The sequence below is a fragment of the Ochrobactrum sp. 19YEA23 genome (genome assembly GCF_029909865.1).
Classification (GTDB): Bacteria; Pseudomonadota; Alphaproteobacteria; order Rhizobiales; family Rhizobiaceae; genus Brucella; species Brucella gambitense.
Map to the genome: position 1 here is coordinate 1,275,117 of NZ_JASAMQ010000001.1, position 16,606 is coordinate 1,291,722.

Here is a 16,606-nt window from a genome sequence, read left to right on the forward strand (position 1 = left end):
TCCAGCACTTGCTTGACACTTGTTCGCGAACCCCTTAAACGACCGCTCACACCGACGGAAACGCCGGTGGTGACTGAAGCCTACGGGCTAAAAAAATGCGCGGGTGTAGCTCAGTTGGTTAGAGTGCCGGCCTGTCACGCCGGAGGTCGCGGGTTCGAGCCCCGTCACTCGCGCCACTTTCCTTCAACACAATCAAATGTACTGTTGAACTGAAAGTGGCGCTCCACGCCTCTTCATTTGTTTCCCTTTTCGTACTTCATATCGTGCAGACATTTGCGTGCTGTTGCGCCATGGGCCTGTTCTCGCGACCAGTTTCCATGGTGTTTTGCACAGCTTGTGTATGAATTACAGAATATCGCAATTCTTCTCCAAACATGCGCTTGACACTTGTTCGCGAACGCCTTAAACGACCGCTCACACCGACGGAAACGCCGGTGGTGACTGAAGCCTACGGGCTGAAAAAATGCGCGGGTGTAGCTCAGTTGGTTAGAGTGCCGGCCTGTCACGCCGGAGGTCGCGGGTTCGAGCCCCGTCACTCGCGCCATTTTCCTTCAACACAATCAAATGTACTGTTGAACTGAAAGTGGCGCTCCACGCCATCTTGCAAAACGTCTTTCCAAAGATCGCCAAAAGAAACTGCCAACCTTGCGCAGACGGATTTCATCCGCTGGCCTGTTTGCGTACGTGCGTGCGCAAGCGATCTGTTATCGGGAGAATTGTTTCCAGGAGAGATAGGCGACCGAAAGAACGATCGCGCCGATCACGAGAAGGTCGCCGCCGGCGAGCAGAAAATGCTGCATATGTGACCTCCCTTCGATTCCGGTTCCAAACAATGTCTTTATGATAAAGTCTGTCCTGCCGATCTGAAGGCATGGCTTGGCGCACTTCGACGGTCCCGGGCTATTTCCATTCTCCATATTGCTGCCTGCGCGAAAGAAATTTTGCGCGTGTCGCCGTGTGTCGTTTTTGGAAAACGCATCTGCGATGTCGGGGGAGGAGGGAGATGGAATGTCGCGGCACGCTTATATTTATCGCTTGGGTCGCGGTGCGGAACACTGCAAGCAGACGTACTTTATTTATATAGGCGATGATTCTCTTTGCTGTTGTCAGCGAGAATGCATCATGAGACAGTGCCTCACAAAATTATGATCTTACGAGCGCCAAGATGGGGCTGAACGGGTTCAGCCGGGTTATTCGGGGGTAAGGCCACGCCTTATTAAGCATCTCGACCCGACTATGCCCACCTGAAGGCGCTGGAGGGGTTGCGCTTCAACGCGGGCTGCGCTAACCGTCCCCGCGAAAGCGCTTAGTTCGCACGGCATGCCTTTTGAAGCTGCTTGGGGCGACGAGGTTGCAACAGATGCAATGTGTCGCATGGTCGTGGGCTTCAAAAAGCTTATGACAGGCGGCGCAGCCTCGTATTCAAGCCGGATAAAGGATCATGAACGAGCTTTTAAGTTCCTACTTGCCGATTGTCATCTTTCTCGGCATCGCAATGGTAATCGGTGTAGCCCTTCTGGTTGCGCCGTTCCTCGTCGCATATAGACAGCCAGACCCGGAAAAGCTTTCAGCTTACGAGTGCGGCTTCAATGCCTTCGATGACGCCCGTATGAAATTCGACATTCGTTTCTATCTCGTGTCGATTCTCTTCATCATCTTCGATCTTGAAGTCGCCTTCCTGTTTCCGTGGGCTGTGTCCTTCGGTTCCATTGGCTGGTTCGGCTTTGCGTCGATGATGGTGTTCCTTGGCGTCCTCACCATCGGCTTCATCTATGAATGGAAGAAGGGAGCGCTGGAATGGGATTGACCACAGCCAACACCACACTCGTGGCTCCGCAGCCGAAGGGCATTCTTGACCCGCGTACGGGCAAGCCTGTCGGCTCCGACGATGCTTTCTTCAACGATCTGAACAGCGAACTGTCCGACAAGGGCTTCATCGTCACATCTGCTGACGCTCTGATCACCTGGGCGCGTACCGGTTCGCTGATGTGGATGACCTTCGGTCTCGCATGCTGCGCCGTGGAAATGATGCACATCTCCATGCCGCGCTACGACGCCGAACGCTTCGGTATCGCACCACGTGCGTCTCCGCGTCAGTCCGACGTGATGATCGTTGCAGGCACGCTGACCAACAAGATGGCGCCCGCTCTGCGCAAGGTCTACGACCAGATGCCCGAGCCGCGCTATGTGATCTCGATGGGTTCCTGCGCCAATGGCGGCGGCTACTACCACTATTCCTATTCGGTGGTTCGTGGCTGCGATCGCGTGGTTCCGGTCGACATCTACGTACCGGGCTGCCCGCCCACTGCGGAAGCGCTGCTTTACGGCATTCTCATGCTGCAGAAGAAGATCCGCCGCACGGGTACGATCGAGCGTTAATCCGGTCCCCGGACCGGTTTGCGCCATACAGGTTTTGTTAGGGTTCGACTGACACCGCCGCGTGGGATTTCTCCCAAAAGTCTCCCAAGGCAAGTGCAGTGTGAGTTCTAAATAAGGAAGTTAGGGAAATGAGCGAAGAAGCTCTCGGTGAACTTTCCGGCTACATCAAAGAACGCCTCGGCGATGCAATCGAAGAGGCGAAGCTGGCTTATGGCGAGCTGACGCTTTGCGTACCGGTGACGAGCCTTATCAGCGTTCTGACCTTCCTGCGTGACGATGTGCAGTGCCAGTTCGTCAATCTGACGGACATTTCCGGCGTTGACTATCCACAGCGCGTCAATCGCTTCGATGTGGTCTATCAGCTGATGTCTCCGCGTCAGAACCAGCGCATCCGCGTCAAGGTTCAGGCTGATGAAGATACGCTGGTTCCGTCGGCGGTCTCGGTTTTCGTGGGTGCCGAATGGTACGAACGCGAGGCCTACGACATGTATGGCGTGCTGTTCTCCGGCCATCCGGATCTGCGTCGTCTTCTGACTGACTACGGTTTCGAAGGCCATCCGCTGCGCAAGGATTTCCCGCTGACCGGCTTTGTGGAAGTGCGTTACAGCGACGAGCTGAAGCGCGTGATCTACGAACCTGTCGAACTGCGTCAGGAATTCCGCAATTTCGATTTTCTCTCGCCATGGGAAGGGACGGATTACGTCCTGCCGGGCGATGAGAAGGCAAAGACGAACTGAGCGACGGGAAGCTGAACATGGCTGAGACTCAGGTCCGCAATTTCAATATCAATTTTGGTCCGCAGCATCCTGCCGCGCACGGTGTGCTGCGTCTGGTGCTTGAGCTCGACGGCGAAGTCGTCGACCGCGTCGATCCGCATATCGGTCTGCTGCATCGCGGCACCGAGAAGCTGATGGAAGCCAAGACCTATCTTCAGGCCGTGCCTTATCTCGACCGCCTCGACTATGTGGCGCCGATGAATCAGGAACACGCCTATGCGCTTGCCGTCGAACGCCTTATGGGCATCGATGTGCCGAAGCGCGGCCAGCTGATCCGCGTTCTCTATTCGGAAATCGGTCGCATTCTGAACCACCTTTTGAACGTGACCACGCAGGCCATGGACGTTGGCGCATTGACGCCGCCGCTCTGGGGCTTCGAAGAGCGCGAAAAGCTGATGGTGTTCTACGAACGCGCCTGTGGCGCACGTATGCACGCTGCTTATTTCCGTCCGGGCGGCGTCCATCAGGACCTGCCAGATCAGCTCGTTGAAGACATCGGCAAATGGATCGATCCGTTCTTCACGACGCTCAACAATCTCGATGACCTCATCACGCCAAACCGTATTTTCAAGCAGCGTAACGTCGATATCGGCGTTGTGAAGCTGGAAGATGCTTGGGCATGGGGCTTCTCGGGCGTCATGGTTCGCGGTTCGGGCGCTGCATGGGATCTGCGCAAGTCGCAGCCTTATGAGTGCTACAACGAGATGGAATTCGATATTCCGATCGGCAAGAACGGCGACTGCTACGACCGCTACCTGATCCGCATGGAAGAAATGCGCCAGTCGGCGCGTATCATGCGCCAGTGCGTTGACCTGCTTCTCGGCAAGGAACGCGTCGGTCCGGTTTCCAACACCGACAACAAGATCGTGCCGCCGAAGCGCGGCGAGATGAAGCGTTCGATGGAAGCGCTCATTCACCACTTCAAGCTTTACACGGAAGGCTACCATGTGCCTGCCGGTGAAGTTTACGCAGCAGTTGAAGCCCCGAAGGGCGAATTTGGCGTCTTCCTCGTCTCGGACGGCTCCAACAAGCCTTATCGCTGCAAGCTGCGCGCTCCGGGCTTTGCCCATCTTCAAGCCATGGATTTCCTGTGCCGCGGCCATATGCTGGCTGACGTGTCGGCAATTCTTGGCTCGCTCGATATCGTGTTTGGTGAGGTTGACCGCTGATGTCCGTTCGCCGTCTCGCAGATGATGCCGTCCAGCCAGCCGCTTTCGCGTTCAACGCGGAAAATCAGGACTGGGCGCACAAGACGATCGCAAAATTCCCAGAAAGCCGTCAGCAGTCGGCTGTTATTCCGTTGCTCATGCGTGCGCAGGAGCAGGACGGCTGGGTCACGAAAGCTGCCATTGAACATGTCGCAGCCATGCTCGACATGCCGCTGATCCGCGTTCTGGAAGTAGCCACGTTCTATACGCAGTTCCAGCTGAAGCCGGTTGGTACGCGCGCTCACATTCAGGTTTGCGGTACGACCCCGTGCATGCTGCGCGGTTCGGAAGCGCTGATGGATGTTTGCCGTCACAAGATCAACCACGACCCGTTCGAGACCAATGCCGACGGTACGCTGTCGTGGGAAGAAGTCGAATGCCAGGGCGCTTGCGCCAATGCGCCGATGGTCATGATCTTCAAGGACGCCTATGAAGATCTGACGCCGGAGCGCCTGGCTGAAATCATCGACGCTTTCGAAGCTGGCAAGGGCGACACCGTCAAGCCGGGCCCGCAGGAAGACCGCGTGACGTCTGAGCCGATCAACGGCCTGACCTCGCTGACCGAAGATCTGGATTACAAGAAGATCGGTCTCGAAACCCGCAAGGCATCGGATGCCGCGACTGCCAAGGCGAAGGCCGAAGCGGAAGCAAAGGCCAAGGCGGAAGCTGAAGCCAAGGCTGCCGAAGAAGCGAAGAATGTCGCGCCGTCGAACTCTGCTAAGCCGGTTACCAATGCGCCTGAAACCGATCCGGCTCTGAAGACGCCTTCAGACGTCAAGGTGTCGAAGGCCGCCGAGAGGGCCGCTTCGGTCGATACGAAGCAGTCCTTCAAGCTCGACGATACCAATCGCCCGGTTGCCATGGAGCGCCCGGAAGCCGTTGACGATCTGAAGCTGATCTCCGGCGTTGGCCCGAAGATTGAAGAAACCCTGCATGAGCTGGGCATCTTCACCTTCAAGCAGGTTGCTGCCTGGAAGAAGGCAGAGCGCGAATGGGTTGACGGTTATCTCAGCTTCCACGGTCGCATCGAGCGTGAAGAATGGGTGAAGCAAGCCAAGGCTTTGGCCAAGGGCGGCGTCGAGGAATACATCAAGGTATTCGGAAAGAAGCCGGTATGATGACTTCGATATTCGCAAACACGAACGGAAACAGGTGAGACATGCTGGCTGATAAAGATCGCATCTTCACCAATATTTACGGCTTCAAGGATCGCTCCCTCAAGGGTGCCATGGCTCGCGGCCATTGGGACAACACCAAGGGCTTCATTGAAAAGGGCCGTGACTGGATCATCGACGAGATGAAAGCGTCGGGCCTGCGTGGCCGTGGCGGCGCTGGCTTCCCGACGGGTCTCAAGTGGTCGTTCATGCCCAAGCAGAGCGATGGTCGCCCGCATTATCTCGTCGTCAATGCCGACGAATCCGAGCCGGGCACCTGTAAGGACCGCGAAATTCTGCGCCATGATCCGCATACGCTGATCGAAGGCTGCGTGATCGCAGGTTGCGCCATGGGTGCACACACCGCTTATATCTATATCCGCGGCGAGTTCATGCGTGAGCGTGAAGCCCTGCAGGCAGCGATCGACGAATGTTACGATGCCGGTTTGCTTGGCAAGGATAACAAGTGCGGCTGGGATATGGACATTTTTGTCTCCCACGGCGCTGGCGCTTATATCTGCGGCGAAGAAACCGCGCTGCTCGAAAGCCTTGAAGGCAAGAAGGGCCAGCCGCGCCTGAAGCCGCCATTCCCGGCCAATATGGGTCTCTATGGCTGCCCGACCACCGTGAACAACGTAGAATCGATTGCGGTTGCGCCGACGATCCTGCGTCGCGGCGGTGCATGGTTCTCGTCCATCGGTCGCCCGAACAATGTCGGCACCAAGCTGTTCCAGGTTTCTGGCCATGTGAACACGCCTTGCGTGGTGGAAGAAGGCCTCGGCATTCCGTTCCGCGAACTGATTGAAAAGCACGCTGGCGGCATTCGCGGCGGCTGGGACAATCTGCTGGCGGTTATTCCCGGCGGCGCATCGTGCCCGGTCATCAAGGGCGAAGACATGATGGACGCCATCATGGATTTCGACGGCATGCGCGACAAGAAATCGTCGTTCGGCACCGGCGGCCTGATCGTCATGGACAAGTCCACTGACATCATCAAGGCGATTGCCCGTCTGTCGGCGTTCTTCAAGCATGAAAGCTGCGGCCAGTGCACGCCGTGCCGTGAAGGCACCGGCTGGATGTGGCGCGTTATGGAACGCATGGTCAAGGGCAACGCGCAGAAGCGTGAAATCGACATGCTGTTCGACGTGACCAAGCAGATTGAAGGTCACACGATTTGTGCGCTTGGCGATGCGGCTGCATGGCCAATTCAGGGCCTGATCCGCAATTTCCGTCCGGAAATTGAAAAGCGCATTGATGATTACACACGCAACGCCGTGCAGAGCCGCAATATCCGTCTGGAAGCAGCGGAATAAGGCTTAAACGAGTTGCGTTGAGCCTGCCCGGGTAGGGAAGGCGGAAAAGTTTGACGTCTAGATTGCGGCACGAGCCGCAGGTTTGGAAAAGCGATGGCAAAGATCAAGGTTGACGGCACAGAGATCGAAGTACCCGATCACTATACGCTCCTTCAGGCTGCCGAAGCCGCAGGCGCGGAAGTGCCGCGTTTTTGTTTCCACGAACGGCTTTCCATCGCTGGAAATTGCCGTATGTGCCTGGTTGAAGTGAAGGGTGGACCGCCGAAGCCGGCTGCATCCTGCGCTATGGGCGTGCGCGATCTGCGTCCGGGCCCGAATGGCGAAGCACCTGAAATCTTCACCAACACGCCGATGGTCAAGAAGGCCCGCGAAGGCGTGATGGAATTCCTGCTCATCAACCACCCGCTGGATTGCCCGATCTGCGATCAGGGCGGCGAGTGCGATCTGCAGGATCAGGCAATGGCTTTCGGCACCGACGGTTCGCGCTATCGCGAGAACAAGCGTGCTGTCGAAAACAAATATATCGGCCCGCTCGTCAAGACGGTGATGACGCGCTGCATTCACTGCACGCGCTGCGTCCGCTTCACGACCGAAGTTGCTGGCATTTCCGAACTCGGCCTCATTGGCCGTGGTGAGGACGCCGAGATCACCACCTATCTCGAGCGCGCCATGACGTCGGAACTGCAGGGCAATGTCATCGATCTTTGCCCGGTTGGCGCTTTGACCTCGCGTCCTTATGCATTCCAGGCTCGTCCGTGGGAACTGAACAAGACTGAAACCATCGATGTGATGGATGCGGTCGGTTCCAACATCCGCGTCGACACCCGTGGCCGTGAAGTGATGCGCGTTATGCCGCGCGTCAACGAAGCGGTGAACGAAGAGTGGATTTCCGACAAGACCCGCTTCATCTGGGACGGCCTGCGCACCCAGCGCCTCGACCGCCCTTATGTTCGTAAGGATGGCCGTCTGGTCGCCGCAAGCTGGCCGGAAGCTTTCTCCGCTATCGCTGCCAAGGTTTCCGCAACCTCTGCCGATAAGATTGGCGCTGTTGCAGGCGATCTGGCTTCGGTTGAAGAAATCTACGCACTGAAGAACCTGATGGGTTCGCTCGGCTCTGCCAATATCGATAGCCGTCAGGATGGCGCAGCCCTCGATCCGGCACTGGGTCGTGCAAGCTATCTCTTTAACGCGACGATCGAAGGCATTGAAAACGCTGATGCTCTGCTCATCATCGGTTCCAATCCGCGCGTTGAAGCTGCCGTTCTGAACGCACGTATTCGCAAGCGTCAGCGCATGGGTCATTTCCCGGTCGCTCTGATCGGCGAACAGACTGAACTGCGCTACGAATACGAATATCTGGGCGCTGGCGCAGATACGCTTGGCTCGCTCGTCGCTGGCAAGAACGCCTTCCGCGATGTACTCGCCAAGGCTGAACGTCCGCTGATCATCATCGGTCAGGGCGCGCTCATCGGCGAGAATGGTGCTGCGGTTCTGTCGACCGCCGCCAAGCTTGCTCAGGATGTCGGCGCGATCAAGGATGAGTGGAACGGCTTCTCCGTTCTGCACACTGCCGCTTCGCGCGTTGGCGCTCTGGATCTCGGCTTTGTCCCGGGTGAGGGCGGTAAGGCAGCTGGCGACATGCTGGGCAATCTGGATGTGGTGTTCCTGCTCGGTGCAGACGAACTCGACATGACCAGAAAGGGTTCGAGCTTCGTCGTTTACATCGGTACGCACGGCGATGCCGGTGCGCATGCCGCCGACGTGATCCTACCGGGCGCAGCCTATACGGAAAAGTCGGGCACCTGGCTCAACACCGAAGGTCGCGTGCAGCTTGGCAGCCGCGCCGGTTTCGCACCGGGCGAAGCGAAGGAAGACTGGGCAATCCTGCGCGCTCTTTCCGATACGCTGGGCAAGCGCCTGCCGTTCGACTCGCTCGCCCAGCTTCGCGCCAAGCTCTATGCGGACTACCCGCACATGCTGGCCATCGACACCATCACTCCTGCTTCCGCCGACGATCTCGTCGCGCTGGCAGCTAAGGCCTCCAACCTGGGCGGCGGCGCTGCGTTCGTTTCCCCGGTCAAGGACTTCTACCTGACGAACCCAATTGCGCGCGCTTCCGCCGTCATGGCCGAATGCTCGGCGCTCGCGGCTGGCGGCTTCCAGCAGGCTGCCGAGTAAGCGAGAGAGAGACGGAACAATGGAAGGAATTTTTGCAGCTTACGTCTTACCCGCGCTGATTATGGCGCTGAAGTCGGTCGTTCTGCTCGTCGTATTGCTGATCGTCGTCGCTTACCTGCTTTACGCGGATCGCAAGATCTGGGCAGCAGTACAGCTTCGTCGCGGCCCTAACGTTGTCGGTCCCTGGGGTTTGTTCCAGGCTTTCGCCGACTTGTTGAAGTTCGTCTTCAAGGAACCAATTATTCCGTCGGGCGCAAACAAGGGTGTCTTCCTCCTTGCGCCCTTCGTCTCCGCCGTTCTCGCAATGGCAACCTGGGCGGTTATCCCGGTCAATGAAGGCTGGGCCATCGCAAACATCAATGTCGGCATTCTCTATATCTTCGCCATTTCTTCGCTTGAAGTTTATGGCGTGATCATGGGCGGCTGGGCCTCCAACTCGAAGTACCCGTTCCTCGGCGCTCTTCGCTCGGCGGCGCAGATGGTTTCCTACGAAGTTTCCATCGGCTTCGTGATTGTTACGGTTCTGCTGACGGTTGGCTCGCTCAACCTGACCGATATCGTGCTTTCGCAGAATACCGGCCTCGGCACCATGCTTGGCCTGCCTGCATCGTTCCTCGACTGGAACTGGCTCTGCCTGTTCCCGATGTTCGTGATCTTCTTCATTTCGGCGCTTGCTGAAACGAACCGTCCGCCTTTCGATCTTGTCGAAGCTGAATCCGAACTCGTGGCCGGTCATATGATCGAATATTCGTCCACGCCGTTCCTTCTGTTCTTCCTCGGCGAGTATGTGGCGATCACGCTGATGTGCGCCCTGATGACCACGCTCTTCCTCGGCGGCTGGCTGCCTCCGGTTGACGTATGGTTCCTCAACTGGGTTCCGGGCGTCATCTGGTTCATGCTCAAGCTCTGCTTCTGCTTCTTCATGTTCGCCATGGTGAAGGCTTTCGTACCGCGTTACCGCTATGACCAGCTGATGCGTCTGGGTTGGAAGGTTTTCCTGCCGATCTCGCTCTTCATGGTTGTCGCAACCGCGACCTTCCTCAAAGTCTTCGGTCTGGCGTAAGGAGTAATAACAATGGCTTCAATCGCTCAAGCAGCCAAATCGCTCCTTCTCAAGGAATTCGTCGGCGCGTTCTTTCTTTCCATGCGCCAGTTCTTCGCGCCCAAGGCAACGTTGAACTACCCGCATGAAAAGGGCCCGGTTTCTCCGCGCTTCCGTGGCGAACACGCGCTGCGCCGTTATCCCAACGGTGAAGAACGCTGCATCGCCTGCAAGCTTTGCGAAGCAATCTGCCCGGCGCAGGCCATCACCATCGAGGCCGGTCCGCGCCGCAACGACGGCACCCGCCGCACGGTGCGTTACGACATCGACATGGTGAAGTGCATTTATTGCGGCTTCTGCCAGGAAGCATGTCCGGTGGATGCCATCGTCGAAGGTCCGAACTTCGAGTTCGCGACCGAGACGCGCGAAGAGCTGTACTACGACAAGGACAAGCTCCTTGCCAACGGTGACCGTTGGGAACGCGAAATCGCGCGCAATATCGCGATGGATGCGCCTTATCGCTGATCGGGTTCCCGATCAGTTCGAGTGTCAGATCGGGTTTTCGGTCAGTGCGATGCTCGAACAAGAGTTTATGAATAAAGCGGGCAAAGCAATAGGGCTTTGCTCACGGAAAGGTGTTGGGGGATCCCCATGCTGACAGGTATTGCGGCAGCGTTTTTCTATCTGTTCGCTTTCATCATGATCGCAAGCGCGTTCATGGTGATTGCGGCACGCAACCCCGTGCATTCGGTGCTGTTTCTGATCCTCACATTCTTCAATGCGGCAGCTCTGTTCCTGCTGACAGGGGCTGAGTTCCTCGCCATGATCCTGCTCGTCGTTTATGTCGGCGCTGTGGCGGTTCTCTTCCTCTTCGTCGTCATGATGTTGGATGTGGATTTCTCGGAACTGAAGCGCGGTGCGCTGCAATATGCGCCGGTCGGCGCTCTGGTCGGGTTGATCCTGCTGGGCGAACTGATCTTCGTATTCGCAAGCAACATGTTTGCACCGAAGCTGGGGCAGGGCTCTGTGCCGATCCCGAATATCGCCGAGCGGTCCAACACCGCTGCTCTGGGCGACATTCTCTACACCGACTTCGTCTTCTACTTCCAGGTTGCAGGTCTCGTCCTTCTGGTCGCGATGATCGGCGCCATCGTTCTGACGCTGCGGCACAAGCCGAATGTCAAGCGCCAGTCCATTCCGACCCAGGTTGCTCGCACGCCAGAAACGGCGATCGAGGTCAAGCAGGTCGAAACGGGCAAAGGCATCTAAGGATAAGCATATGGAAATCGGTATCGCTCATTATCTGACCGTTTCGGCCATCCTGTTCACGCTTGGCGTCTTCGGCATCTTTTTGAACCGCAAGAATGTCATCGTTATCCTGATGTCGATCGAATTGATCCTGCTTTCGGTCAATCTCAACTTCGTGGCGTTCTCCAGCCAGCTCGGCGATATGGTCGGGCAGGTCTTCGCCCTTTTCGTTCTGACTGTTGCGGCTGCTGAAGCGGCCATCGGTCTGGCAATTCTCGTTGTTTTCTTCCGTAATCGCGGTTCCATCGCGGTGGAAGACGTCAATGTTATGAAAGGTTGACGGGCAAATGCTCTACTACGCGATCGTCTTCCTTCCGCTTATCGGCTTTCTTATTGCTGGCTTGTTCGGCAATAAGATCGGTGCGAAAGCGAGTGAATACATCACTTCCGGCCTCATGGTTATCGTCGCGATCTGCTCGTGGATTGTGTTCTTCCAGATTCCGATGGGCCATGGTGAAACTGTGCGCATTCCGGTGCTGCATTGGGTCACATCCGGTTCGCTGTCCTTCGATTGGGCGCTGCGTGTCGACACGCTGACCGGCGTCATGCTCGTTGTTGTGAACTCGGTTTCGGCTCTCGTGCATATCTATTCGATTGGATATATGCACCATGACCCGCATCGTCCGCGCTTCTTCGCTTATTTGTCGCTGTTCACCTTCGCGATGCTCATGCTGGTTACGTCGGACAATCTGGTCCAGATGTTCTTCGGCTGGGAAGGCGTTGGTCTGGCGTCCTATCTTCTGATCGGTTTCTGGTTCAAGAAGCCTTCGGCCAATGCCGCCGCCATGAAGGCCTTCGTCGTCAACCGCGTTGGTGACTTCGGCTTCCTGCTCGGTATCTTCGGTCTGTTCGCTCTGTTCCAGTCGGTCGACTACAACACGATCTTTGCTGCCGCCGCCAATTATCTGCCGGCAGAAGGCGCTGCGGATGCAGGTCAGGTCGTGCTGAACTTCCTCGGCTATGAACTACACAAGGAAACGGCGCTGACCGTTGTCTGCCTGCTTCTGTTCATGGGCGCCATGGGTAAGTCGGCGCAGTTCCTGCTGCACACCTGGCTTCCGGACGCTATGGAAGGCCCGACGCCTGTTTCGGCTCTCATTCACGCCGCAACCATGGTGACCGCGGGCGTGTTCATGGTCGCGCGCATGTCGCCGATCTTCGAACTCTCCCATACGGCTCTTCTGGTTGTCACCATCATCGGCGCAACCACTGCATTCTTCGCGGCAACGGTTGCCCTGGTGCAGAACGATATCAAGCGCGTTATCGCTTATTCGACCTGTTCGCAGCTTGGCTATATGTTCGTGGCTCTGGGCGTCGGCGCTTACGGCGCTGCCGTGTTCCACCTGTTTACGCACGCCTTCTTCAAGGCTCTCCTGTTCCTTTGCGCCGGTTCGGTTATCCATTCCGTGTCTGAAGAGCAGGACATGCGTCGCATGGGCGGTCTGCGTAAGCTGATCCCGGTTACCTACTGGATGATGCTCATCGGTACGGTCGCTATTACGGGTCTCGGTATTCCGGGCACGATCATCGGTACGGCTGGCTTCTTCTCGAAGGATGCGATCATCGAATCGACGTTCGCTTCGCACAGCCCGGCTGCCGGCTACGCCTTCACGCTGCTCGTCGTCTCGGCTCTGTTCACGAGCTTCTATTCCTGGCGTCTGATTTTCATGACTTTCTTCGGCAAGCCGCGCGCTTCGGCGGAAGTCATGCATCACGTCCATGAATCGCCGCCCGTGATGCTGGTTCCGCTGCTTGTACTCGCTGTCGGCGCGATCCTCGCCGGTGTTGTGTTCAAGGAATTCTTCTTCGGCCATGAATATGCCGAGTTCTGGAAGGGTGCGTTGTTCACGTCGCCGACCAACGAGATCCTGGATCATTACCACCACGTTCCGACCTGGGTTAAGCTGTCGCCTTTCACGGCTATGGTTATCGGCTTCATCGTCGCTTGGATCTTCTATATCCGGTCGCCGGAAACGCCGAAGGCACTGGCAGAGCGCCATCGCGGTCTGTACCAGTTCCTGCTGAACAAGTGGTATTTCGACGAACTCTACGACTTCCTCTTCGTTCGTCCGGCCAAGTGGCTCGGTCGTCTGTTCTGGAAGGGTGGCGACGGCTGGCTCATTGACGGCTTCGGTCCGGATGGTATCTCGGCCCGTGTGCTCGATGTCACCAACCGCGTCGTCAAGATGCAGTCCGGATATCTTTATCATTACGCATTCGCGATGCTGATCGGCGTCGCCGCGCTCGTCACCTGGATGATGCTCGGGAGCTCTTTCTGATGACCGACTGGCCAATTCTCTCAACGGTCACGTTTCTGCCGCTCGTCGGCGCGTTACTGATCCTTCTGATCAAGGACGACAGCGAGGCTTCGCGTCGCAACATCCGCAACGTCGCTTTGCTGACGACGGTGTTCGTCTTCATCCTGTCGCTCGTTGTCTGGGCCGGGTTCGATAATTCGAACCCCGGTTTCCAGATGGTCGAGCAGGCTGGCTGGATGGGTGGTGGCATCAGCTACCACATGGGCGTGGACGGCATTTCCGTCCTGTTCGTGGTGCTGTCCGCTTTCCTGATGCCGTTCTGCATTCTTGCAAGCTGGATATCGGTCGAAAAGCGCGTCAAGGAATACATGATCGCGTTCCTCATTCTGGAAACGCTCATGATCGGCGTGTTCTGCGCGCTCGACCTGTTCCTGTTCTACGTGTTCTTCGAAGCAAGCCTTATTCCGATGTTCATCATCATCGGTGTGTGGGGCGGCAAGCGCCGCGTCTATGCAAGCTTGAAGTTCTTCCTTTATACGCTGCTCGGCTCGGTGCTGATGCTCATCGCCATCATGGCCATGTACTGGCAGGCTGGTACGATGAACATCGTCGAGTTGCAGAAGTTCAGCTTCCCGGCTGGCATGCAAACATGGCTATGGCTCGCCTTCTTCGCATCGTTCGCCGTCAAGATGCCGATGTGGCCGGTCCACACCTGGCTTCCGGATGCGCACGTTGAAGCGCCGACGGCAGGCTCGGTCATTCTGGCCGGTATCCTTCTGAAGCTCGGCGGCTACGGTTTCCTGCGCTTCTCGCTGCCGATGTTCCCGCTGGCTTCCGCCGATTTTGCGCCGCTTATCTTCACGCTGTCGGTGATCGCCATCATCTACACGTCTCTGGTGGCTCTGGTTCAGGAAGACATCAAGAAGCTGATCGCTTACTCGTCCGTTGCACACATGGCCTATGTGACCATGGGTATCTTCGCGGCTAACGAGCAGGGCATTCAGGGCGCAATCTTCCAGATGTTGTCGCACGGTATCGTGTCGGGCGCGCTCTTCCTTTGCGTCGGCGTGATCTATGACCGTATGCATACCCGTGAGATCGCGGCGTTCGGCGGTCTGGTGAACAACATGCCGAAATATGCGGTGGCCTTCCTCATCTTCACGATGGCGAATGTGGGTCTGCCGGGTACTTCGGGCTTCATCGGTGAATTCCTGACGCTGTTCGGTGTGTTCCGGGTCAATACCTGGGTGGCGCTGTTCGCAACGACGGGTGTCATTCTCTCGGCGGCCTATGCGCTCTGGCTCTACCGCAAGGTGATCTTCGGCGCACTCGACAAGGAAAGCCTCAAGGCGCTCCTTGATCTGAGCCCGCGTGAGAAGATCATTCTCTACCCGCTCGTGGTACTCACCATCTTCTTCGGCGTGTATCCGGCACCGGTCTTCAATGCGACTGCAAGTGCTGTGACCGCTCTGGTTCAACATTACGACGCTGCAGTTGGCGGAGCCGCCAATGCAATGCTGGCACAGTAAGAAAATAAAGGCGTAAGGTCATGCAGACTGATCTGATAGCTCATCTGACCCTTGCAGCACCGGAGGTTCTCCTGGCTGTAGGCGCCTTGGCACTGCTTATGATCGGCGTGTTCTCTGGCGAGCGTGCAACCACGCTCGTCAACGGACTGTCCGTTGCAGTGCTGATTGCAGCGCTGGCACTGGTTGTTCTATTCCCGGCGAATGGTTCCGCTTTCGGTGGCGCCATCGTCAATGACGGCTTCGGCCGTTTCATGAAGGTGCTGACCCTGATCGGCTCCATCGTCACGCTCGTCATGTCGGTCGGTTTCGCCAAGGCGGAAAAGTTCGACAAGTTCGAGTTCCCCGTTCTGATCGTCATCTCGACGCTCGGCATGCTGCTGATGGTGTCGGCATCCAACATGCTGTCGCTCTATCTCGGTCTCGAACTGCAGTCACTGGCGCTTTACGTGCTCGCAGCGTTCAACCGTGACAGCGTTCGTTCGACGGAAGCCGGTCTGAAGTATTTCGTTCTCGGCTCGCTGTCCTCGGGCATGCTGCTCTACGGCATCTCGCTTGTTTACGGCTATACCGGCCATATCGGCTTTACCGAAATCGCACAGGCTGTTTCGGGCGGCCAGCGTGAGCTTGGTTTGGTGTTTGGTCTGGTCTTCATTCTGGCCGGTCTGGCATTCAAGATTTCCGCCGTTCCGTTCCATATGTGGACGCCGGATGTCTATGAAGGCGCGCCGACCCCGGTAACGGCCTTCTTTGCAGCCGCTCCGAAGATGGCCGCCATGGCGCTCATCATCCGCGTCGTCTCGGAAGCCTTTGCTCCGGTCACCCATGACTGGCAGCAGGTTGTGATCTTCATCGCAATCGCATCGATGGTTCTGGGAGCCTTCGCCGCTATCGGCCAGCGCAACATCAAGCGTCTGATGGCTTATTCCTCCATCAGCCACATGGGCTATGCCCTTGTCGGTCTCGCTGCCGGTACGGCTGTGGGCGTGAAGGGTGTGGCGATCTACATGGCGATCTATCTCGCCATGACGCTCGGCACCTTTGCCTTCATTCTCGCCATGCGCACCAAGGACGGCAATGTCGAAAACATTGGTGATCTGGCCGGTCTGTCGCGCACCAATCCGGTGCTGGCAACGATCATGACGATCTTCCTGTTCTCGCTCGCTGGCATCCCGCCGATGGCTGGCTTCTTCGGCAAGTGGTACACCTTCCTCGCTGCTGTTCAGGCTGGTCTTTATCCGCTGGCGATCATCGGTATCGTTGCGTCGGTCGTGGGTGCGTTCTACTATCTGCGCATGATCAAGATCATGTGGTTCGATGAACCGGTCGGTGGTTTCGTGCCGGTCGCGGGCGAGCTGCGTCTCGTTCTCGGCGTCGCGGGTGCCTTCGTGCTCTTCTACGTGTTCCTTGCTGGCCCAATCGGCGGATTTGCCGAAGCCGCAGCAAAGACGTTCTTCTAAGTAA

At 57.3% G+C, this 16,606-nt stretch carries 14 protein-coding genes and 2 tRNA genes; all 16 read left to right on the forward strand.

Translation table 11 applies throughout. The features are described 5' to 3' along the window. Positions 1–99 precede the first annotated feature (99 nt). The 16 genes from QBD01_RS05945 (at position 100) to nuoN (ending at position 16,602) form a co-directional block, all read left to right on the forward strand. Positions 100–176 (forward strand) — tRNA-Asp (locus QBD01_RS05945). Between the two features lie 291 nt (positions 177–467). Continuing rightward, positions 468–544, forward strand: a tRNA-Asp gene (locus QBD01_RS05950). Positions 545–1,441: 897 nt separating this feature from the next. Beyond that, the gene (locus QBD01_RS05955; RefSeq protein ID WP_182520273.1) at positions 1,442–1,807 is read left to right on the forward strand and encodes an NADH-quinone oxidoreductase subunit A; all 366 of its coding nucleotides are present in this window, start codon (positions 1,442–1,444) and stop codon (positions 1,805–1,807) included. After that, positions 1,798–2,379: an NADH-quinone oxidoreductase subunit B family protein gene (locus QBD01_RS05960; protein WP_010661172.1), complete on the forward strand. Its 582-nt coding sequence runs from the start codon at positions 1,798–1,800 to the stop codon at positions 2,377–2,379. The genes QBD01_RS05955 and QBD01_RS05960 overlap by 10 nt, the downstream gene beginning before the upstream one ends. 128 nt (positions 2,380–2,507) lie before the next feature. Then, positions 2,508–3,116, forward strand: coding sequence for an NADH-quinone oxidoreductase subunit C (locus QBD01_RS05965; protein ID WP_280991981.1), 609 nt, complete (start codon positions 2,508–2,510; stop codon positions 3,114–3,116). A 17-nt stretch (positions 3,117–3,133) separates the two neighbouring features. Continuing rightward, positions 3,134–4,324, forward strand: coding sequence for an NADH-quinone oxidoreductase subunit D (locus QBD01_RS05970; protein WP_280991982.1), 1,191 nt, complete (start codon positions 3,134–3,136; stop codon positions 4,322–4,324). Continuing rightward, a complete protein-coding gene (locus QBD01_RS05975; RefSeq protein ID WP_280991983.1) occupies positions 4,324–5,481 on the forward strand; it encodes an NADH-quinone oxidoreductase subunit E in 1,158 nt (385 codons plus the stop codon). The genes QBD01_RS05970 and QBD01_RS05975 overlap by 1 nt, the downstream gene beginning before the upstream one ends. 41 nt (positions 5,482–5,522) lie before the next feature. Then, on the forward strand, positions 5,523–6,830 hold the full coding sequence (gene nuoF / locus QBD01_RS05980; RefSeq protein ID WP_078338427.1) for an NADH-quinone oxidoreductase subunit NuoF: 1,308 nt from the start codon (positions 5,523–5,525) through the stop codon (positions 6,828–6,830). A gap of 93 nt (positions 6,831–6,923) precedes the next feature. Then, positions 6,924–9,008 (forward strand): NADH-quinone oxidoreductase subunit NuoG, encoded by a 2,085-nt coding sequence (gene nuoG, locus QBD01_RS05985; protein WP_280991984.1) that lies wholly within the window; start codon positions 6,924–6,926, stop codon positions 9,006–9,008. 19 nt (positions 9,009–9,027) lie between these two features. Continuing rightward, positions 9,028–10,071, forward strand: coding sequence for an NADH-quinone oxidoreductase subunit NuoH (nuoH, locus tag QBD01_RS05990; RefSeq protein ID WP_078338428.1), 1,044 nt, complete (start codon positions 9,028–9,030; stop codon positions 10,069–10,071). Positions 10,072–10,083: 12 nt separating this feature from the next. Then, positions 10,084–10,575 (forward strand): NADH-quinone oxidoreductase subunit NuoI, encoded by a 492-nt coding sequence (nuoI, locus tag QBD01_RS05995; protein WP_078338429.1) that lies wholly within the window; start codon positions 10,084–10,086, stop codon positions 10,573–10,575. A 126-nt stretch (positions 10,576–10,701) separates the two neighbouring features. Continuing rightward, the gene (locus QBD01_RS06000; RefSeq protein WP_280991985.1) at positions 10,702–11,319 is read left to right on the forward strand and encodes an NADH-quinone oxidoreductase subunit J; all 618 of its coding nucleotides are present in this window, start codon (positions 10,702–10,704) and stop codon (positions 11,317–11,319) included. 10 nt (positions 11,320–11,329) lie between these two features. Next, entirely contained in the window at positions 11,330–11,638 is a 309-nt protein-coding gene (nuoK, locus tag QBD01_RS06005) for an NADH-quinone oxidoreductase subunit NuoK (protein WP_006466598.1), read from the forward strand. Positions 11,639–11,645: 7 nt separating this feature from the next. After that, positions 11,646–13,637, forward strand: a complete 1,992-nt coding sequence (nuoL, locus tag QBD01_RS06010; RefSeq protein ID WP_182520280.1) for an NADH-quinone oxidoreductase subunit L — start codon at positions 11,646–11,648, stop codon at positions 13,635–13,637. Beyond that, positions 13,637–15,145 carry an NADH-quinone oxidoreductase subunit M gene (locus QBD01_RS06015; protein WP_280991986.1) on the forward strand — a complete coding sequence of 503 codons (1,509 nt, stop codon included), beginning with the start codon at positions 13,637–13,639 and terminating at the stop codon, positions 15,143–15,145. Before nuoL ends, QBD01_RS06015 begins: the two co-directional genes overlap by 1 nt. Positions 15,146–15,165: 20 nt before the next feature. Beyond that, positions 15,166–16,602, forward strand: coding sequence for an NADH-quinone oxidoreductase subunit NuoN (gene nuoN, locus QBD01_RS06020; protein ID WP_280991987.1), 1,437 nt, complete (start codon positions 15,166–15,168; stop codon positions 16,600–16,602). Positions 16,603–16,606: the final 4 nt, after the last annotated feature.